Raw genomic sequence first — 16395 nt, 5'->3', positions numbered from 1 at the left:
TAAGATTAGTAATTAGTATATATAATAAATTTATAGGACATATATGTCTTTCTTGGTTGCAATAGTTGGTAGAGCCAATGTTGGTAAATCTACTCTTTTTAATGTTTTAACAAACTCTCGTGATGCATTGGTTTTTGATTTTGAGGGAGTAACTCGTGATCGTCAATATGGTCAGGCTAAATACGATGGCTTAGATTATCTTGTTGTCGATACTGGAGGTATATCAGATCAAGATGCAGGTTTTGATGAGTTTATGGCAAAACAGTCTCAGATGGCAATAGATGAAGCGAATTTAGTTTTCTTTGTGGTTGATGGTAGATCAGGTTTAACAGCTGGAGATGAGTATGTTGCCGATCTTTTGCGTCAGAAAGATAAGAAAGTAGTAGTTGTCGTGAATAAAGTAGATGGTGTTGAAGAAGAGTCTGCAATGGCGGATTTTTATAAATTTGGCTTTGAAAAAGTATTTTCAGTATCAGCAGCACATCGTAGAAACACCCAAAAGCTTATTGATAAATTTCTTAAAAAACCTCTGAATGAATACTATCAGGACTACACTCAGACACAAGAGCATAAGGAGCAACTGCGCCATGGTATACACTTCTCGCTTATTGGGCGTCCTAATGTAGGCAAATCAACACTCACAAATAGAATGCTTGGAGAAGACAGAGTAGTGGTTTTTGATATGCACGGTACTACTATCGATAGTGTTAGTATTCCGTTTGAGCGCCATGGGCATAAATACACTATTGTTGATACAGCAGGTGTGCGTAAAAGAGGTAAGGTAAAACAGACATTAGAAAAGTTTTCTGTTATTAAGACTCTACAAGCAATACAAGATTCAAATGTTGTGGTTGCTGTGGTTGATGCAAGACAAGGAATTTCAGATCAAGATTTAAGTTTGATACATTTTGCTATCAAGAATGGTAGAGCACTTGTGTTGGCTATAAATAAGTGGGATGGTATGACTGAAGAAGATCGCAATCAAGTTAAACAAGATTTGAAGCGAAAATTATTCTTCTTAGAAGATTATGTCGATATGCACTTTATTTCAGCATTGCATGGTACAAATGTGGGGCATGTGTTTGAGTCTATAGATACTGCATATAATTGTGCGAATAAAAAAATAACTACAGCAGATGCAACTCGTCTGATGCAACTTGCTGTTGAGGCTCACTCACCCCCGATGGTTGGTAAATTTAGAATTAAGCTTAAGTATGCTCATGTTGGTGGGCATAATCCTCCTGTCATCGTTATACATGGTAACCAAGTTAATAGATTACCTAACTCATATAAAAGATATTTAGAAAATTTCTTTAGAGAAGCTTTAGATTTTCGTGGTACTCCTATAGTATTTGAATTTAAACAGTCAGACAATCCTTTTGCAGATAGAAAAAATAAGAGAACAAAAGATGAAGGCAGTAAGAGTAAAAAAGCTAAATAAAATTGCTGAAGAAGTAACGATTAGTATTAGTGGTGCAAAAAATGCTCTGCTACATTTAATTTTTGCAGGATTGATTCCAGATACTAAGACCAAGTTTTGTAATGTACCTACAACTCTTTTAGACTATAAAGGGGCTAAGGAAATTTTAAAAAATGTTGGTGCTAGAGTCGTAGAGAAGGGAGAGTGTGTAACTATTGATACCAGTTCTATCTCGAATGAACCTCTTGAGTTATGCGGTGAGATGACATCTAAAACTAGATGCTCACTGATGCTACTAGGCTCTATGTTGAAGAAGAAGGGTCGTGTAAGAATTGGCTTTCCTGGAGGTTGTAGCTTTAGTGAAAAAAGACCTTTTGATATTCATCTTAATGGGTTGGAAGCTCTTGGTGCAGAAGTGAAGTTGGCGGATGATTATATAGATGTTATCTATAAGGAAGAAAAAGACGCTGAGTTTAAAATGCTTTTTCCTTCTGTTGGTGCTACTATGAATTTGGTCATGTATGCTGTCATAGGTAGTTCTGAGGTAGTTCTTGAAAATGTTGCCTTAGAGCCGGAGGTCGTTACTTTAATTGACTATCTAAATCAATGTGGTGCAAATATTTATTTTGATACTGATAGTAGGAAGATCAGGGTAATTGGTGTTTCTAGGTTGTCAGGATGTGAGTTTGAGATAATTTTTGATCGGATTCAAGCTATGACCTATGCTGCTATGGCTTATTTATATAAAACAAATGTTACAATTACGAATATTAATACTAATGATACTTATAACATTGAAAAGCCTCTTGAGAAGCTTACAAATATAGGTGCTAGATGGGAGTATGATCAAGCTGGTAATAGTATTAAATTCTTCGGTAAAGATAGCATTATAAAAGGTGATGATATAATAGCAGCACCTTTTCCACATTTTCCTACAGATTTGCAGCCTATATTTGCAGTTATGTTATTTATGGCAAATAGTTCAAGTACTATTCAAGATACCGTATATCCTGAACGCATCAATTATGTGTACCAGATCCGTAAGATGGGTTTCAATATTTCAATAGATAATAATTTAATAAAAATAAGCCCTGTTAGAGATTTGAAAAATATACGTCCTGCTGTAATGAGTGTAAAAGATTTGCGAGCAGGCATGGCATGTTTAATGGCTGGATCATTGTTGGATGAGTTTTCGACTATTAATAATGCTCATCAAATTTTTAGAGGGTATAATAATCTTATAGAAAATATGTCTCATTTTATGCAGATTGAGATTTTAGATGGTAATGTTTAGGTAGCAGATGTCAAAATATATATCTTTAGAACAGTATAATACATATCGCATAAAATCTTATGCTAAGCATGTTTATTTTCCAAATAATGAAAAAGAGTTATTAGAAATTGTGAATAGGCATAATCAGGTATTTTTTCTTGGTAACGGTAGTAATGTTATTTTTTCAAAAGAATATTATGATGATGTTGCGTTTGTGGTATTTTGTGAAAATTTTAATTCCTTTAATATTGATGATAAATGTGTAAAAGTTCAAGCAGGAGTCTTATTGCAAGATCTTGCACTTGCGACCTATGAGGCTGGTTTAAGTGGCATAGAGACTTTTTATGATGTTCCAGCTAGTGTAGGTGGTGCATTGATTATGAATGCCGGTGCTTATGGAGATGAAATATATACATATGTAAAAAGTGTTACGATTCTGGATCTCAAAACAAAAAAAATAAAGAAATATCTCAAAGATGAAATTGAGTATGGTTATAGATACTCTATGTTTAAATATCTTAATGATATTTGTATATTATCAGCGGAGTTTGAGTTTGAGTCAAAATCTAAGCAAGAGATTAAAATGAAACTTGATGATATCTATTCGAGAAGGTTATTGAATTTGCCTCAAAAACCTACAGCGGGAAGTGTTTTTAAGAGACCTCAAGCAAATATGCCTGTAGGAGTTATGGTTGAAGAGCTGGGACTTAAAGGTAAGCAAGTTGGAGGTGCTCAGATATCCCCTAAACATGGAGGTATTATAGTTAATAATGGTCATGCTACGGGTGAGGATATACTGCGACTTATAGAGCTCATAAAACGAGAGGTTTTAGAACATTATAGTATTGAACTACATGAAGAACAGATTGTTATTTAATATCTTTAGTTAAAAGCTCTTTTTTATATGTTTAATATCGAATATACTTTGTTTAGGAAAAATATTTTTAATAAATTATGAAAATAAAGATTTTATCTTCTTTCATTATGGTATCTTTATTTTTTAGCAGTTCTTTTGCTGATACTATTACAGCTAAAGCTAATCAAGCAGTTAATGTAGACACGAGTGATAATCCGTTACGAGATTATGCTCAAAAAACATCTATAAATACAGATTCAGCAATTAATACGGCGCCCACATCATCTAATAACACTCAGATTCTCGATACAAATCAGAGTGATGATAATGTTCCTAAGGCAAATGATTATGGAGATGCATTGAGTAGTTTGGTTGATACAAGTGATGATGATTATGATAAGCTGATTGCAGAAGCAAATGCTATTTTAGCAGATAGCACACCATCTGAAACCAAAAAAAAGATTGATGCTTTCAATAAAGAATTAGAAGAAAGGTCTAAAAAAGAAAAAGACAATTTTATTAAGAGTACAGCAGGTAATACTTTGAGTAAAGCGAGTGATATAGTCAATAGTAACCAAACACAGAAAGTAGATCAGAAATTTGATGAGTCCTATAATACATATTCAGAAAAATCATCAGGTGATTATATAAATGAAAATGTTAAAAACTATGATGAGGATTATAAGCCAAAAAACTATGATGGACTTCTTGAAAGTATTAGTACTCCTAAGGATATTGAAGAATCTTTCAATGATATAGATAAAGATGAAAATGATGATTTTAAATATAAACTAAAAGATGGTTATCCTATTGAGCAAATAACAACAGTTGGTTTATTAAGTGGTGAACAGAAGCGCTATAAGAAATGTTTGATAATGAAGACTTATGGTGGTGGTACATGGAGAACATATTGTCAGCCACTTAAAAAGCCTACTAAATGTCCTGATTATGATTGGCAACAGCTATCATCTATGTCTATCATGTACTGCTAAAATAAAAAACTATTAATTCTTTTTAAACTCCATTATTTGTTTTTTAAGCTCGTCTAGGCTTATTCTATTAGGATTTGCGCGTGGGGTTATATTATTATCTTCATTCTTGCGAACCGCATAACCGTATAGAGCTTCTATTTCTAATTGTAGATTTTGCTTAAATTTTTTAATAAAAGTATTCCACATATTTTTACCAGTCAAACAAGTATGCATATTTGTATCTGCTAGAGGCTCATTGAGATGTCTAATATCTTCAAAGACAGTATTAGTGTTCTCATAAGTAAATGTAATAAGATCTGATTCGATAGCAGGAGTTTTGTATCTACTAGTTTGTAGGGTATTGCCCCATGTTAGAAGATCTATCATATCATTTGTATGCTTTGACTTACTAATAGTTGCAAAAGCTTTTTTCATGGTAGCAAAAGATTTATCGCCAAAGGTCGAAAATAAAAGGATACCATCATCATTTAGTAGCTCATAGTAGTCATCTAATTCTTGAGCTAAATTATCGGTTAGATGGATAATACTATTTGATATAATTATATCGAAAGATTGGATTTGATCTTGGTTTTTATGTATTCTTGTATTAGGAAAGCGACTTTGTAAACTGTTTAAATAATCATCATCACAATACCCAGTTACCAAGATATCTGATGGATTAAGCTTTATGAAGTCAAGTCTTTTGAGTAGCCTATGAGCTATCTCATTTTTAATAAAAGATTGTCGATATAACTTTCTGTTGGATATTCTATTTAAGAAGAGATTATAATTAAACATAAGTGATCGCAATAACATATTTGTATGAAGATTATAACAAAAATACTGCAAATACTCTCTATTCAGAATTGTTTATTATGTAGACAGTCAGCAGAAGATATAGTTTGTAATTACTGTTTACATAATCTAGAAGAAGACTTGAATACACAGCAGTACAAGTTAGATTTTGATATTGAGTATGATTATTATCACCTACTTAGTTACACAACAGAAGTTAGATATTTATTACAAAAGCTTAAGTTTCAAAAAGATTTGTTAGTAATGCGGGTGTTCAGTAAGCTTATGCAGAAATGGTGGGATAAGATGGGCGATAAATACTTCGCTGATGTTGATGCCATTGCTACAGTGCCCATACATAGACTTAGATATGTCTATAGAGGATTTAATCAGTCTGAGCTACTTGCTAGTGAATTAGCAGAATATGCTGATATTAGAACAGTGTTTTCAAATTGCTCACGTACGAAATATACAAAGTCACAAGCTAAATCATCCAAGCAAAAAAGAGCTTCACAGATAAAGGGAGTATTCCAGCTTAATCAACCTATTGTAGCTAAGCATTTATTGATATTTGATGATGTTTTGACAACAGGGGCAACGATTAGAGAATTTATAGGAACTATATCAGAAGGTAGCCAAATTGATAAAATATCTATAGTTACTCTCGTGCGTCCAGAATAAGAAGTCTGCAATGTAGCTAATCCGAATAACTTTTGAAGCCGTTTTGTTATCCTATGGCTTGACCTAGGATCCACTTATTATGGGTTTTAAACTTGGATTCTACGATCAAGTCGTAGAATGACATTTTTCTTTCTGATGAATTATTTGCTATAAGAAAATGTTATGAATATGATAAAATCAATATATTTAACAATCGTATATAATTTTGTAATAATACTATCAACAAATTAAAAGATTATATGAAAAGGTATCAAAATGAAAAAATTAGTATTATTAGTGGTTTCAGTTATGGGTTTAATAAATGTGAGCTTTGCTAGTGGTTTACATGAGCTAAATAGTTTCTCAAGTAGCTCATTCCCACCACCAGTGATGATATTAGCCGAGTAAGGCTTACTCAGGAAGTTTTAGTTTAATTCTACCACCTAGTATATGAGCATGAATATGAAAAACCATCTGTCCACCTTCTTTACCAGTATTAAAAACAGTTTTAAAACCTTTTAAGCCAAGTAGTTTAGCAACCTTTGGTATACTTAACATAAATTTACCCATAAGCTCTTCATCTTCTTCAGTTAGCTTATTCAGGCTAGCTATATGTTTCTTTGGAATAACTAAAACATGAGTATCAGCAGCTGGATTGATATCATGAAAAGCAAAAACATTTTGATCTTCATAAACTTTCTTTGATGGAATCTCGCCTGTGATAATCTTACAAAAAATACAATCAGACATTTATTTCTCCTTTTTGAAAATATAATAAGCCAAGCAAACAACACCTGCTATCAATATGGTTGTACTATGAGTAGTGATTAAATCCTGCAATTTAGTCAGAGAGCTAGTATCTTTAGTTATATTTGCTATAGCGCCTGTAGATATTAATAAAACACTTGCACCCAATGCAAATCGATGCTTTTTCTTAGGTTCTTTAGCTTTACTAACTTGGTGTGATGGCGTGGTTTTTAAATTCATCTGCGTATGTTGTAATATATCAAATACCATACGTGGCAGTTCTGGTAGTCTATCACTAACTCTAGGCATATTCTCTAGCGAACGATGATAAAAACCTCTTAATCCCATTTGTTCTTTCATCCATTTCTCTAATATTGGACGAGATGTTTCCCATATATTAAGTTCTGGACATAGTTTTTGTCCAAGACCTTCAACATGAAATAGAGTTTTCTGCAACAATGTAAGTTGAGGTTGTATATTCATGTTGAAACGACGAGCAACAGCAAATAGCTGCATCAAAGTATAGCCTAGTGAAATTTCTTTCATAGGTTTTTCAAAAATTGGCTCACAAACTGTTCTGATAGCAGACTCCAATACATCTTCACGCGTATCACTAGGAACCCAGCCTGACTCTATGTGTAGTTCAGCCACTTTGCGATAGTCACGTTTAAAAAATGCCAAAAAATTACCTGCTAGATAACGCTGGTCATCACGATTAAGTGTACCAACAATACCAAAGTCGATAGATATGTATTTTGGATCTGCTGGATTTGTGACATCGATAAACATGTTACCGTGGTGCATATCTGCATGGAAGAAGCAGTCATCAAACACTTGAGAGTAGAATATCTCCACACCTCGCTGTGCTAATAAACGGCGATCTACTCCTAGCGCATCGAGAGTTTCGATATCAGATACTCTGACACCACTGACACGCTCCATAACCATTACTGTAGAGCTAGTATATTCCCAATATATCTTAGGTACATAATGTATGGTTGAGCCTTCGAAGTTTCTGCGTATTTGAGATGCATTAGATGCTTCGCGTACTAGATCAAGTTCATCAAAGAAGCTTTGATTAATTTCTTTGACAATTTCAACAGGCTTGAAACGCTTAATTTCTTTTAGTTTGCTAAGTAGTGTTGCAAAGAAAAGCATCAAAGAAGTATCAAGTTTTAGGATTTTCTCTATACCTGGTCGCAATACTTTAATTACAACTTTTTCATCATTTTGAAGTACTGCACCATGAACTTGAGCAACTGAAGCAGAGGCTAGCGGGGTGCTTTCAAAACTTTTGAATATCTTAATTATTGGTTTTTTTGCAGCATTTTCAATTTGTTGAGCAGCAATATCGTTATCAAAAGGAGGCACGTTATCTTGGAGCTTAGATACCTCTTTTATAACTTCAGGAGGAAGCAGGTCAGCACGGACAGATAACGCTTGTCCAAACTTAATAAATATAGGTCCAAGTCTCTCTAGTGCTTCTCTAATTCTGACACCGTGCTCTAGTTTGCGTATTCTTGGAGAGTAATAAAAAGGGTTTACTAAAAGTATAAGCTTAAGACTTCTTATTTTAGTTGCTCTAATTGGTTCATTGAGAAGGCAATACCTATTTATAATATAAAAAATATATATAAGTCTTAGAAATTTTCTAATCATTGTATAAGCTCTGTAATAAGTTTAGTTTGGCTTCTATTCTATCAGTAGCCTGTTTTAGCTCTTGAACTTGACGATAAAAAATATTTATCTCATTTTGTGATATTAATGTTCTTTTTTCTTCAGTTAAAAAATCTTTAATATCAACTATAGTTTCTTGGCGTGATGTTCTAAGATATTGTTTCGCTTTAGTGAATGGTTTCGCTATTATCGCTGCAAATTCCGGGCTAGTAACTTCAGATATCTTATATACTAAATCAATATCAATAGCACTTATGAACTTATTGAACTCATTTAGGTCTTTAAGGCTACCTTGGTAATCAAGTTTATTGGCAATTATAAGTTCTTGAAGATTTTTGTTAAATATCAGTTCAAGTATATAAGCCAGTTTACCTTTTAGCACATTTTTAGAATGCTCATCAGTAGCATGGATTTTTGATTTTTCGACTTTTAATGTAACCGAAAAATCAATATCAGTAATCTCTACCCTTAATGTTTTTTTATTAAGAGGTAGCAGCAAACTACTCATTTGTGGGTCAAGTTTAGATAATAATATTAGGGCTCTATCTATTATTTGAATCATCTTAGTACTTATATCCGATATGTAAAGCTACGATTCCACCAGTCATGTTCTGATATTCCACATTATCAAAACCAGCATCATACATCATTTGCTTTAGTGTTTCTTGATCTGGATGTTTGCGGATTGATTCAGCGAGATATTTATAACTTTCAGCATCTTGAGTGATGATTTTGCCTAAAAAAGGTAAGGCTTTGAAAGAATACTCATCATAAACCTTAGACAGCATAGGTACTATGGGTTTTGAGAATTCTAGTACTAGTAATCTTCCACCTGGTTTTAACACTCTACACATTGATGCTAGAGCTTTAGCTTTGTCAGTGACATTTCTTAAGCCAAAAGATATTGTTATACAGTCAAAATAATTATCAGGAAATGGTAGAGATTCAGCATTAGCTTGAACATATTCAATATTACCTACACACCCTTTATTGGTAAGCTTCTCTTTACCAACTTCTAACATTGATGAGTTGATGTCACTCAAAACCACTTTACCTTGTGAGCCTACCATTTGACAGAATTTATATGCTAAATCACCAGTTCCTCCAGCTAAGTCAAGAACTCTGTCTCCTTTGCGTATGCCAGTCTTTGCAATAGTTTGTTTTTTCCAGATGCGATGGATACCAAAAGACATTAAATCATTCATTAAGTCATACTTAGCCGCTACTGAGTGGAAAACTCCGGCAACTTTTTTTTGTTTTTCTTCCCAAGGTACTTCTGTAAAACCGAAATCTGTTGTTTTATTTTCTTTAGACATTTAAACTAAAAATTATAATATTAAGATATAATTTCATTATAGCAGAATATCAAGTATTTGTATTGGCAAGATACCATTAAATAGGGAGTGTAATAATGTATATATTATCTGGAGATATCGGTGGAACTAATACTAGGTTAGAGGTTTCTCTTCTAGAAGATGGTTTAACACAGAGCATTGCCATCAGGAAGTATAAAGGAGCAAACTTTAATTGTTTGTCTGATATTGTTGATAAGTTTTTGCTAGAAGTTGATTTGGTGGGGCAGATTGATTCTGTGTGTCTTGCTGTTGCTGGATTTGTCGCAAATGGAGAAGTTCAAGTAACAAATTTACCATGGTTAGTCTCAGAGCAGTATATCTCAGAAGGCCTTGGGATAGATAAAAGTAAAGTTAAAGTTATAAATGACTTTGAAGCCATAGGTTATGGAATAGAGTCTTTGGATAGAGAAAAAGATCTTATTACTCTCCAAGAAGGTAAAAAAGATGATGAAACATTGTGTGCTGTAGTCGGTGCTGGTACAGGTCTAGGTATGTGTCTAGTTAGTTATGATAAAGACCATAATCCTAGAGTGTACAAAACTGAAGGTGGGCATGTTGACTTTTCACCAGTTGATGATGAGCAAATTCAACTCTTTAGATTTATGCGTAGAACTTTTCATCGTATATCACCAGAGAGATTTTGCAGTGGCTATGGTATTTTCAATATATATAAGTATGTTGTACGTAATCCTTTATATGATCAGCCAGAGTGCCAATCGCTAAGAAGAGAGTTATTTAGTGTGTCAGATTCTGATAAAGCAGCAGTTATTGTTAAGTATGCCATAGATCATAGGGAACCCTCTGCGTTAAGAACTATAGATATATTTTTAAGTATATATGGGTCAGTGGCAGGTAATTTAGCATTATCAAGTTTACCTTTTAGAGGGTTGTACATTGCTGGAGGTATTGCACCTAGACTTATCAAACAAATCAAAGAAAGTAAGTTTTTAGAGAAGTTTAGAGATAAGGGCAGGATGTCTAGTATGATGAAAGATTTTCCAGTTCATATAATTATGAATACAGATGTTGGTTTAATTGGTGCGCGTACTTATGCAGCCGGCTTAGTCAAAGTAGAGTAAAATTATTTTTTTTCTTTGAGATATTTTGAAAGTCTCAATGCTCCCAACCATATTAGATAAGCTACTACACATCCTGCTATTGCTACATAAAAAGTAGCAAATACGAAAAAGATCCCAACTAATATAGCTAATTCAGTAATAAAAAATATAGCTAATATAGCAATCAGGCAAATACAGCTGAAAACATTCCTGTATGTACAGATTTTATTTGCTGAATTTGGTTCTTGGTTTAAGCTTTCTTGATTCATGTTATTTATATATCGTTATAATAGGTTAATTATACAGTTGGTAATTATTGCATTGCAAATGAAATATTAAGATTATCTTTTTATATGTTTTGATAGATAAATAGATTGAATTATTAAGAAAATAAAAGTTATGCCAAGAAGGCCAAAAAGTTTAAAGTTCATCCATATATTCGTTGAAAAAAAGTAAGCAACAAATAAGTTAAGAGTTCCTAGCACTGTAAAGTAAGCACCCCACATATTGTTGATTTCTCTCCACTTATGTCTTTTTAACTCAACGGCTTCTTTGAGAATTTTTTGCATTGGTGTTTCTTTCATTGTGTATGTTGATATTATCAAACCAATTCCTATTAACCAGTTGATTATGCTAACTTTCCATTTGATAAACTCTTCATTATGGAAGTATAAAGTGGCTCCGCCAAATACCACAACAAGTACAGCTATTAGAATTTGTGCTTTAGCAATTTTTCTATGAGCAATATACTCCCAAATTACTTGAGCAACTGTAACTATAATCAATGCAGCAGTAGCATAAAAAATATCATAGACCTTATAAACTGTAAAAAATACGATTGCTGGCAGCAAATCATTAATCATTTTATTCATTTGTATTATTGTTAAGTGTTGTATAATGTCATAAAAGTATAACTCTTGTTGCTAAGATAATGAAGAAATTAATTGAACTATATAGTTATGGTAATAATGTAACTGAATTAAAAGAGATAGCTGATATTTTGGATAGTGATGGTGTTCTTGCTGTACCAACTGATTCAGGATATGCTTTAGCTTGTAGGATGAAATCAAAAAAGGCTATAGATAAGATCATCAAAATACGTGAATTAGACGGAAAACATAATTTTACTTTATCTTGTAAAGATTTATCAGAAATATCTGAATATGCAAAAGTTGATAATAGCGCTTATCGAATTCTAAAAAGATATACACCGGGGCCTTTTACTTTTATTTTAAATGCAACAAAAAAGGTATCATCATTATTGGTTACTAAATCTAAAAATACAGTTGGTATAAGGGTAAGTGAGCATTATGCTCTTCAGGCTATATCAGCAGAAATTGGTGAGCCATTAGTGATTGGGAGCTTTATTTTACCTGGGCAAGATCATGTTGTTACCGATTGCTCAGTTATTGATGATGAAGTTATGAATTATATAGATGTGGTTATAGAGTCGGATTATTGTGGTTATGAGTCAACTACTGTTGTGGAAATGCTTGAATTACCATATCAGATTTTAAGACAAGGTGCCGGAGAAATAGATCTCTAATCTTAAATGTCATAGATATTGAACATTAATAAGATAGTTAGATATGAACTCTTACAAAACTATATTTGAAAATTTAGAGTTTGAAATTTCACCAATAAAAAAATCTCGCTTTATATCTTTTGTCTACAAGGTAGCTAGTCACGAAGAAGTGCTAGAGGCAATAGATAATGTAAAGATTATTTATCCCGGAGCTAATCATTATTGCTGGGCATATTCTTTGGTAGATAATAATCAGCTTAGATTTAGTGATGATGGTGAGCCAAATGGTTCGGCGGGTAAGCCGATACTCTCACATATTCAAGGTCTTGGTATATCAAATGTTTTGGTTGTGGTCGTAAGATATTTCGGGGGGACGAAGCTTGGTGTTGGTGGACTTGTTAGAGCGTATGGGCAGGCAGCTAAAGAAGGGTTGGCTTTAGCTAAAATTATCGATGTAGAGCCTCAGAGTGAAATTTTAATAGAATATGACTATTCAGAAACAGCAAGTGTTGATAATCTACTAAATCGTTATAATATTCAAATTATAAGGGAGAACTATTCTAATTTGATATCCAAAGTTATCAAGATATGTACATCCGAAAAATCTATCTTCTTAGAAGAAATAACAAATATAACCAAAGGTAGAGTGAAAACGTTAGAGTACTAAATTAGTTTGGTTTCAACTCTACTATTACGAATAAGCATATATATAAATGAGCCAAATAAACAAATAACCCCACTAAATATAAATACAAACATAAAATTATCATTTGTTGATTGTAGTATTATTCCAGTAATAAGTGGGGCAAGTCCAGCACCAACAAAATTAGCAAAATTCTGTAATCCACCAATTGTTCCTACTAAACTATATGGAGAGATATCAGCAACTAATGCCCATGTTGGAGATATTCTTAGACCAAGACAGAAAATGGTAACACTAATAACACAGACAATAATAAAGATGTTGTCTATAAATGGTAGCGCTAAGATTGCTATAGATGCAACTAGACATCCGATGATTATAGGTGTTAATCGTGAAAATACTGCTGTAAATCCTTTTTTTATCATAAGGTCAGATACTATACCACCTAACATTACAGAAGCGATTCCTGAAATAAAAGATATAGATGTTGCTATACTCATTTGAGAAAGGCTTAGGTGTTTTACTTTAATAAAATAAAAAGGTAACCATGTTAGAAATAACCAGTAAGCGTAAGATGAACATAGATTTCCTATACATAAAAAAACTACATTCTTATTCTTTAGTGCATAAGAGATAGAAACCTTTTGAGTCTTTTTGTAAGTTGGTCTACATTCAATAGTTTCTTCTGTATGTAGAAGTTTCCAACCTAATGCAGCTAGCAATCCGATAATACCTAACAAAATAAACATACCGCGCCAATCTATCAGTAGCATTAAACCAACTAGGATTAATGGTGCTAGGATGTTAGCTAATCTAGGACCTAGAGCTACTATTGATGACATTAGTCCCCTTTGAGAACTTGGAAAACGGTGTTGTATTATTCTAGTAGCGACTATGAAAAAGGGAGCTTCAGCGAGACCGAGTAATATCCGTGTTAGTAATATTGAATAAAATCCTATTACTAAGCCTCCTAATACACAAGCTACAGACCATGCAACCATACTTATTAGCATTACTTTATTTACACCAAGACGATCAACCATGTATCCCGCCGGTAGACTAGCGATAGCATACGGCCACATAAATGCTGATAACAATATTCCCATTTCTGTTGGTGTTATATTAAAAGCATTAGCAATTTCTGTATTTGCAATACTTAGAGTAGATCTGTCAATATAATTTAATAATGCTAAAAAGAATAATAGAAAAATTATTAAAATATTATAGTAGGATTTTTTCATTACTAAATACTTAGCTTATTTAACACGCATACCAGGCTGAGCACCTTCATGCGGTTCTAGTATGTATATTCCTTTGCCATCACCAGCTGCTAAAACCATACCTTCTGACATTCCAAATTTCATTTTTCTGGGAGCTAAGTTTGCTACCATTACAGTATGTTTGCCTACCAAATCTTCTGGCTTATAGGCTGATTTTATGCCTGCAAATACTTGTTTTGTAACTCCGCCTAGATCTAATATTAGCCTAAGTAGTTTGTCTGCACCTTCAACATGTGATGCTTCAGCAATTCTAGCTACACGAAGGTCTACTTTCATGAAGTCATCAAAAGTACATTCTTCAGCTATATCAAGTTTAGACCCTTCTTTTTTAGGCTCTGTCTGTTTTTGTGATTGCTCTTTTTCTAGCATTTTTTTAGTATCCTCTAAAATCTTGTCTACTTTTTCTTTTTCTATACGTCTAGCAAGTGGTTTGAATTTGTTGATTTTATGATTCTTTAAGAATGTTGGAGTATCATTCCAGTTTGCAATTTCTATATTTAAAAAAGCTTCTGCTTTTGCAACAATGCTAGGAATTATAGGTTTTAGATATGAGACTAAAACTTTGAACATATTTATTCCTTGTGAGCATACTTGATGGACTTTTTGCTCTTGATCTTCTTCTTTAGCTAGTTGCCATGGCTTATGATGATCTATGAATTGATTTGCTTTATCTGCCAAGGCCATTATTAGTCTTACAGCATGCGCAAATTCTCTTTTCTCAAAAGCATCTGTAATTGCGTGATGATTTTTAGCAAACTCTTCTTCCAACTCTTTATCAAAGACTTCATTAGCTAAGGTTGCATCAAATTTTTTGTATATAAAGCCAGCACAACGACTTGCTATGTTTACTACTTTACCAACTATATCTGAATTTGATTTGGTGACAAATTCTTCAAGGTTTAAATCTATATCATCTATACGAGATGTTAGTCTAGAGGCAAAGTAGTACCTTAAGTAACTAGGCTCTAGATTGTCAAGATATGTTCTGGCTTGGATAAATGTGCCGCGAGATTTTGACATTTTTTTGCCATTTACGGTTAAGAATCCGTTTGCGAAGACACTTGTAGGAGTTTTGTAGCCTGTAGATGACAGTATTGCTGGCCAAAACAATGCATGGAAATAAATAATATCTTTACCAATAAAGTGATAAAGCTCGCTTTCACAAGAGTTATCTCCCCAAAATTCATTGAAATCAACATTACTTTTGTTGCAATAATCTTTGAAGCTTGCAATGTAGCCCATCGGAGCATCTAACCAAACATAGAAGAACTTCTGTTCATTTGTGCCAGGGATTGGATAGCCAAAATATGGCGCATCACGAGATATATCCCAGCTTTGTAATCCTTGTTCAAACCATTCTGCTAATTTATTAGCTACTTCTGGTTGTAGGCTTTTATTAGACTCAATCCAATTTTTAATATCTTTTTCTAATGCGGGCAGGTCAAAAAAGAAGTGTTCAGAATTTTTTTGTATTGGTGCTTTTCCTGATACTACTGATTTTGGGTTTATTAGTTCTGTTGGATCATAAGTTGCACCGCAAACCTCGCAACTATCCCCGTATTGATCTTCAGCCTTACATTTTGGACAAGTACCTTTTACAAATCTGTCTGGTAAAAACATCTTTGCTTCAGGATCATACGCTTGAGCTATTTCTTTTTTTGATATGAGTTTTTGAGCATTCAGCTTACCGTAGATATCTTCAACAATTTCTTTGTTTATTTGACTATGAGTTGAATGATAATTATCAAACTCAATTTCGAAGCTTAAAAAATCTTTTTGGTGATTGTTTGAGTATTTTTCAACAAGTTCTTCTGGTGTGATACCTAAGCTTTTAGCTTTAAGCATTATTGGAGTGCCGTGTGTATCGCTGCCACAGACAAATATACATTCATTACCTTGTAGTTTTTGAAATCTAACCCAAATGTCTGACTGTATATACCCAAGCATATGGCCTAAATGAAGATCGCCATTTGCATATGGCAGTGCATTAGTAACTAGAATTTTTCTCATAATAAAAATACTTATATAATTTATGTATGTTTAAAGTAATGGTTGTATTATAAAGTTTTTTCAAAATTTTGTTTAGTAATATATTAGTAAAAATAATAGTTAATGTAAAAAAAGATAGGAGTACT

General features: G+C 33.0%; 18 protein-coding genes. 9 read left to right on the top strand and 9 right to left on the bottom strand.

Annotated elements, in window-relative coordinates; genetic code table 11:
• The first annotated feature begins 43 nt into the window (after window positions 1-43).
• The 4 genes from der to F0R75_RS06590 all read left to right on the top strand — a co-directional run bounded on the left by der (window position 44) and on the right by F0R75_RS06590 (window position 4541).
• Window positions 44-1441 carry a ribosome biogenesis GTPase Der gene (gene der, locus F0R75_RS06605; RefSeq protein WP_149377245.1) on the top strand — a complete coding sequence of 466 codons (1398 nt, stop codon included), beginning with the start codon at window positions 44-46 and terminating at the stop codon, window positions 1439-1441.
• Entirely contained in the window at window positions 1410-2714 is a 1305-nt protein-coding gene (locus F0R75_RS06600; RefSeq protein WP_179951686.1) for a UDP-N-acetylglucosamine 1-carboxyvinyltransferase, read from the top strand. Before der ends, F0R75_RS06600 begins: the two co-directional genes overlap by 32 nt.
• Before the next feature lie 7 nt (window positions 2715-2721).
• The gene (murB, locus tag F0R75_RS06595; RefSeq protein ID WP_146421873.1) at window positions 2722-3570 is read left to right on the top strand and encodes a UDP-N-acetylmuramate dehydrogenase; all 849 of its coding nucleotides are present in this window, start codon (window positions 2722-2724) and stop codon (window positions 3568-3570) included.
• 77 nt (window positions 3571-3647) lie between these two features.
• A complete protein-coding gene (locus F0R75_RS06590; RefSeq protein WP_149367892.1) occupies window positions 3648-4541 on the top strand; it encodes a hypothetical protein in 894 nt (297 codons plus the stop codon).
• A gap of 12 nt (window positions 4542-4553) precedes the next feature.
• Here the strand turns inward: F0R75_RS06590 and F0R75_RS06585 are convergent, their stop codons facing one another.
• Window positions 4554-5318, bottom strand: a complete 765-nt coding sequence (locus F0R75_RS06585) for a methyltransferase domain-containing protein (protein WP_187985994.1) — start codon at window positions 5316-5318, stop codon at window positions 4554-4556.
• Window positions 5319-5342: 24 nt separating this feature from the next.
• Between F0R75_RS06585 and F0R75_RS06580 the strand changes: the two genes are divergently transcribed.
• Both F0R75_RS06580 and F0R75_RS10295 read left to right on the top strand, forming a co-directional pair.
• Window positions 5343-5996, top strand: coding sequence for a ComF family protein (locus F0R75_RS06580; RefSeq protein WP_149367894.1), 654 nt, complete (start codon window positions 5343-5345; stop codon window positions 5994-5996).
• A gap of 255 nt (window positions 5997-6251) precedes the next feature.
• On the top strand, window positions 6252-6383 hold the full coding sequence (locus tag F0R75_RS10295; RefSeq protein ID WP_013922244.1) for a hypothetical protein: 132 nt from the start codon (window positions 6252-6254) through the stop codon (window positions 6381-6383).
• Window positions 6384-6386: 3 nt separating this feature from the next.
• Here F0R75_RS10295 and F0R75_RS06575 read toward each other — a convergent pair whose 3' ends face one another.
• From F0R75_RS06575 to ubiE, 4 genes are read right to left on the bottom strand one after another with little or no spacing between them, the layout of a single operon-like run.
• Window positions 6387-6725, bottom strand: a complete 339-nt coding sequence (locus tag F0R75_RS06575) for a histidine triad nucleotide-binding protein (RefSeq protein ID WP_149367895.1) — start codon at window positions 6723-6725, stop codon at window positions 6387-6389.
• Window positions 6726-8381 carry a ubiquinone biosynthesis regulatory protein kinase UbiB gene (ubiB, locus tag F0R75_RS06570; protein ID WP_149377244.1) on the bottom strand — a complete coding sequence of 552 codons (1656 nt, stop codon included), beginning with the start codon at window positions 8379-8381 and terminating at the stop codon, window positions 6726-6728. It abuts the gene before it with no gap.
• A complete protein-coding gene (locus tag F0R75_RS06565) occupies window positions 8374-8961 on the bottom strand; it encodes a ubiquinone biosynthesis accessory factor UbiJ (protein ID WP_149367897.1) in 588 nt (195 codons plus the stop codon). The genes ubiB and F0R75_RS06565 overlap by 8 nt, the downstream gene beginning before the upstream one ends.
• Window position 8962: 1 nt before the next feature.
• The gene (gene ubiE, locus F0R75_RS06560; RefSeq protein ID WP_013922247.1) at window positions 8963-9715 is read right to left on the bottom strand and encodes a bifunctional demethylmenaquinone methyltransferase/2-methoxy-6-polyprenyl-1,4-benzoquinol methylase UbiE; all 753 of its coding nucleotides are present in this window, start codon (window positions 9713-9715) and stop codon (window positions 8963-8965) included.
• Window positions 9716-9810: 95 nt separating this feature from the next.
• On the opposite strand from ubiE, the gene glk reads away from it, so the two are divergent.
• The gene (gene glk, locus F0R75_RS06555; protein WP_149367898.1) at window positions 9811-10833 is read left to right on the top strand and encodes a glucokinase; all 1023 of its coding nucleotides are present in this window, start codon (window positions 9811-9813) and stop codon (window positions 10831-10833) included.
• A gap of 2 nt (window positions 10834-10835) precedes the next feature.
• On the opposite strand, the gene F0R75_RS06550 is transcribed toward glk, so the two are convergent.
• Window positions 10836-11081 carry a hypothetical protein gene (locus F0R75_RS06550; protein WP_149367899.1) on the bottom strand — a complete coding sequence of 82 codons (246 nt, stop codon included), beginning with the start codon at window positions 11079-11081 and terminating at the stop codon, window positions 10836-10838.
• A gap of 72 nt (window positions 11082-11153) precedes the next feature.
• Complete coding sequence (locus F0R75_RS06545; protein ID WP_146421882.1) at window positions 11154-11684, bottom strand: septation protein A; 531 nt, start codon at window positions 11682-11684, stop codon at window positions 11154-11156.
• 59 nt (window positions 11685-11743) lie between these two features.
• Between F0R75_RS06545 and F0R75_RS06540 the strand changes: the two genes are divergently transcribed.
• A complete protein-coding gene (locus F0R75_RS06540) occupies window positions 11744-12358 on the top strand; it encodes an L-threonylcarbamoyladenylate synthase (protein ID WP_149377243.1) in 615 nt (204 codons plus the stop codon).
• A gap of 43 nt (window positions 12359-12401) precedes the next feature.
• Window positions 12402-13004, top strand: a complete 603-nt coding sequence (locus F0R75_RS06535) for a YigZ family protein (protein WP_149367901.1) — start codon at window positions 12402-12404, stop codon at window positions 13002-13004.
• Here F0R75_RS06535 and F0R75_RS06530 read toward each other — a convergent pair.
• Both F0R75_RS06530 and metG read right to left on the bottom strand, forming a co-directional pair.
• Window positions 13001-14221, bottom strand: a complete 1221-nt coding sequence (locus F0R75_RS06530; RefSeq protein WP_013922253.1) for an MFS transporter — start codon at window positions 14219-14221, stop codon at window positions 13001-13003. The two genes, F0R75_RS06535 and F0R75_RS06530, sit on opposite strands and share 4 nt — an antisense overlap.
• Before the next feature lie 15 nt (window positions 14222-14236).
• The gene (gene metG, locus F0R75_RS06525) at window positions 14237-16270 is read right to left on the bottom strand and encodes a methionine--tRNA ligase (protein ID WP_149367902.1); all 2034 of its coding nucleotides are present in this window, start codon (window positions 16268-16270) and stop codon (window positions 14237-14239) included.
• Between the last annotated feature and the right edge of the window lie 125 nt (window positions 16271-16395).

The organism is Francisella marina (genome assembly GCF_008369785.1).
GTDB lineage: Bacteria > Pseudomonadota > Gammaproteobacteria > Francisellales > Francisellaceae > Francisella > Francisella salimarina.
Note: the sequence above shows the minus strand (reverse complement) of the source record. Positions and strands in the feature narration are given on the sequence as shown.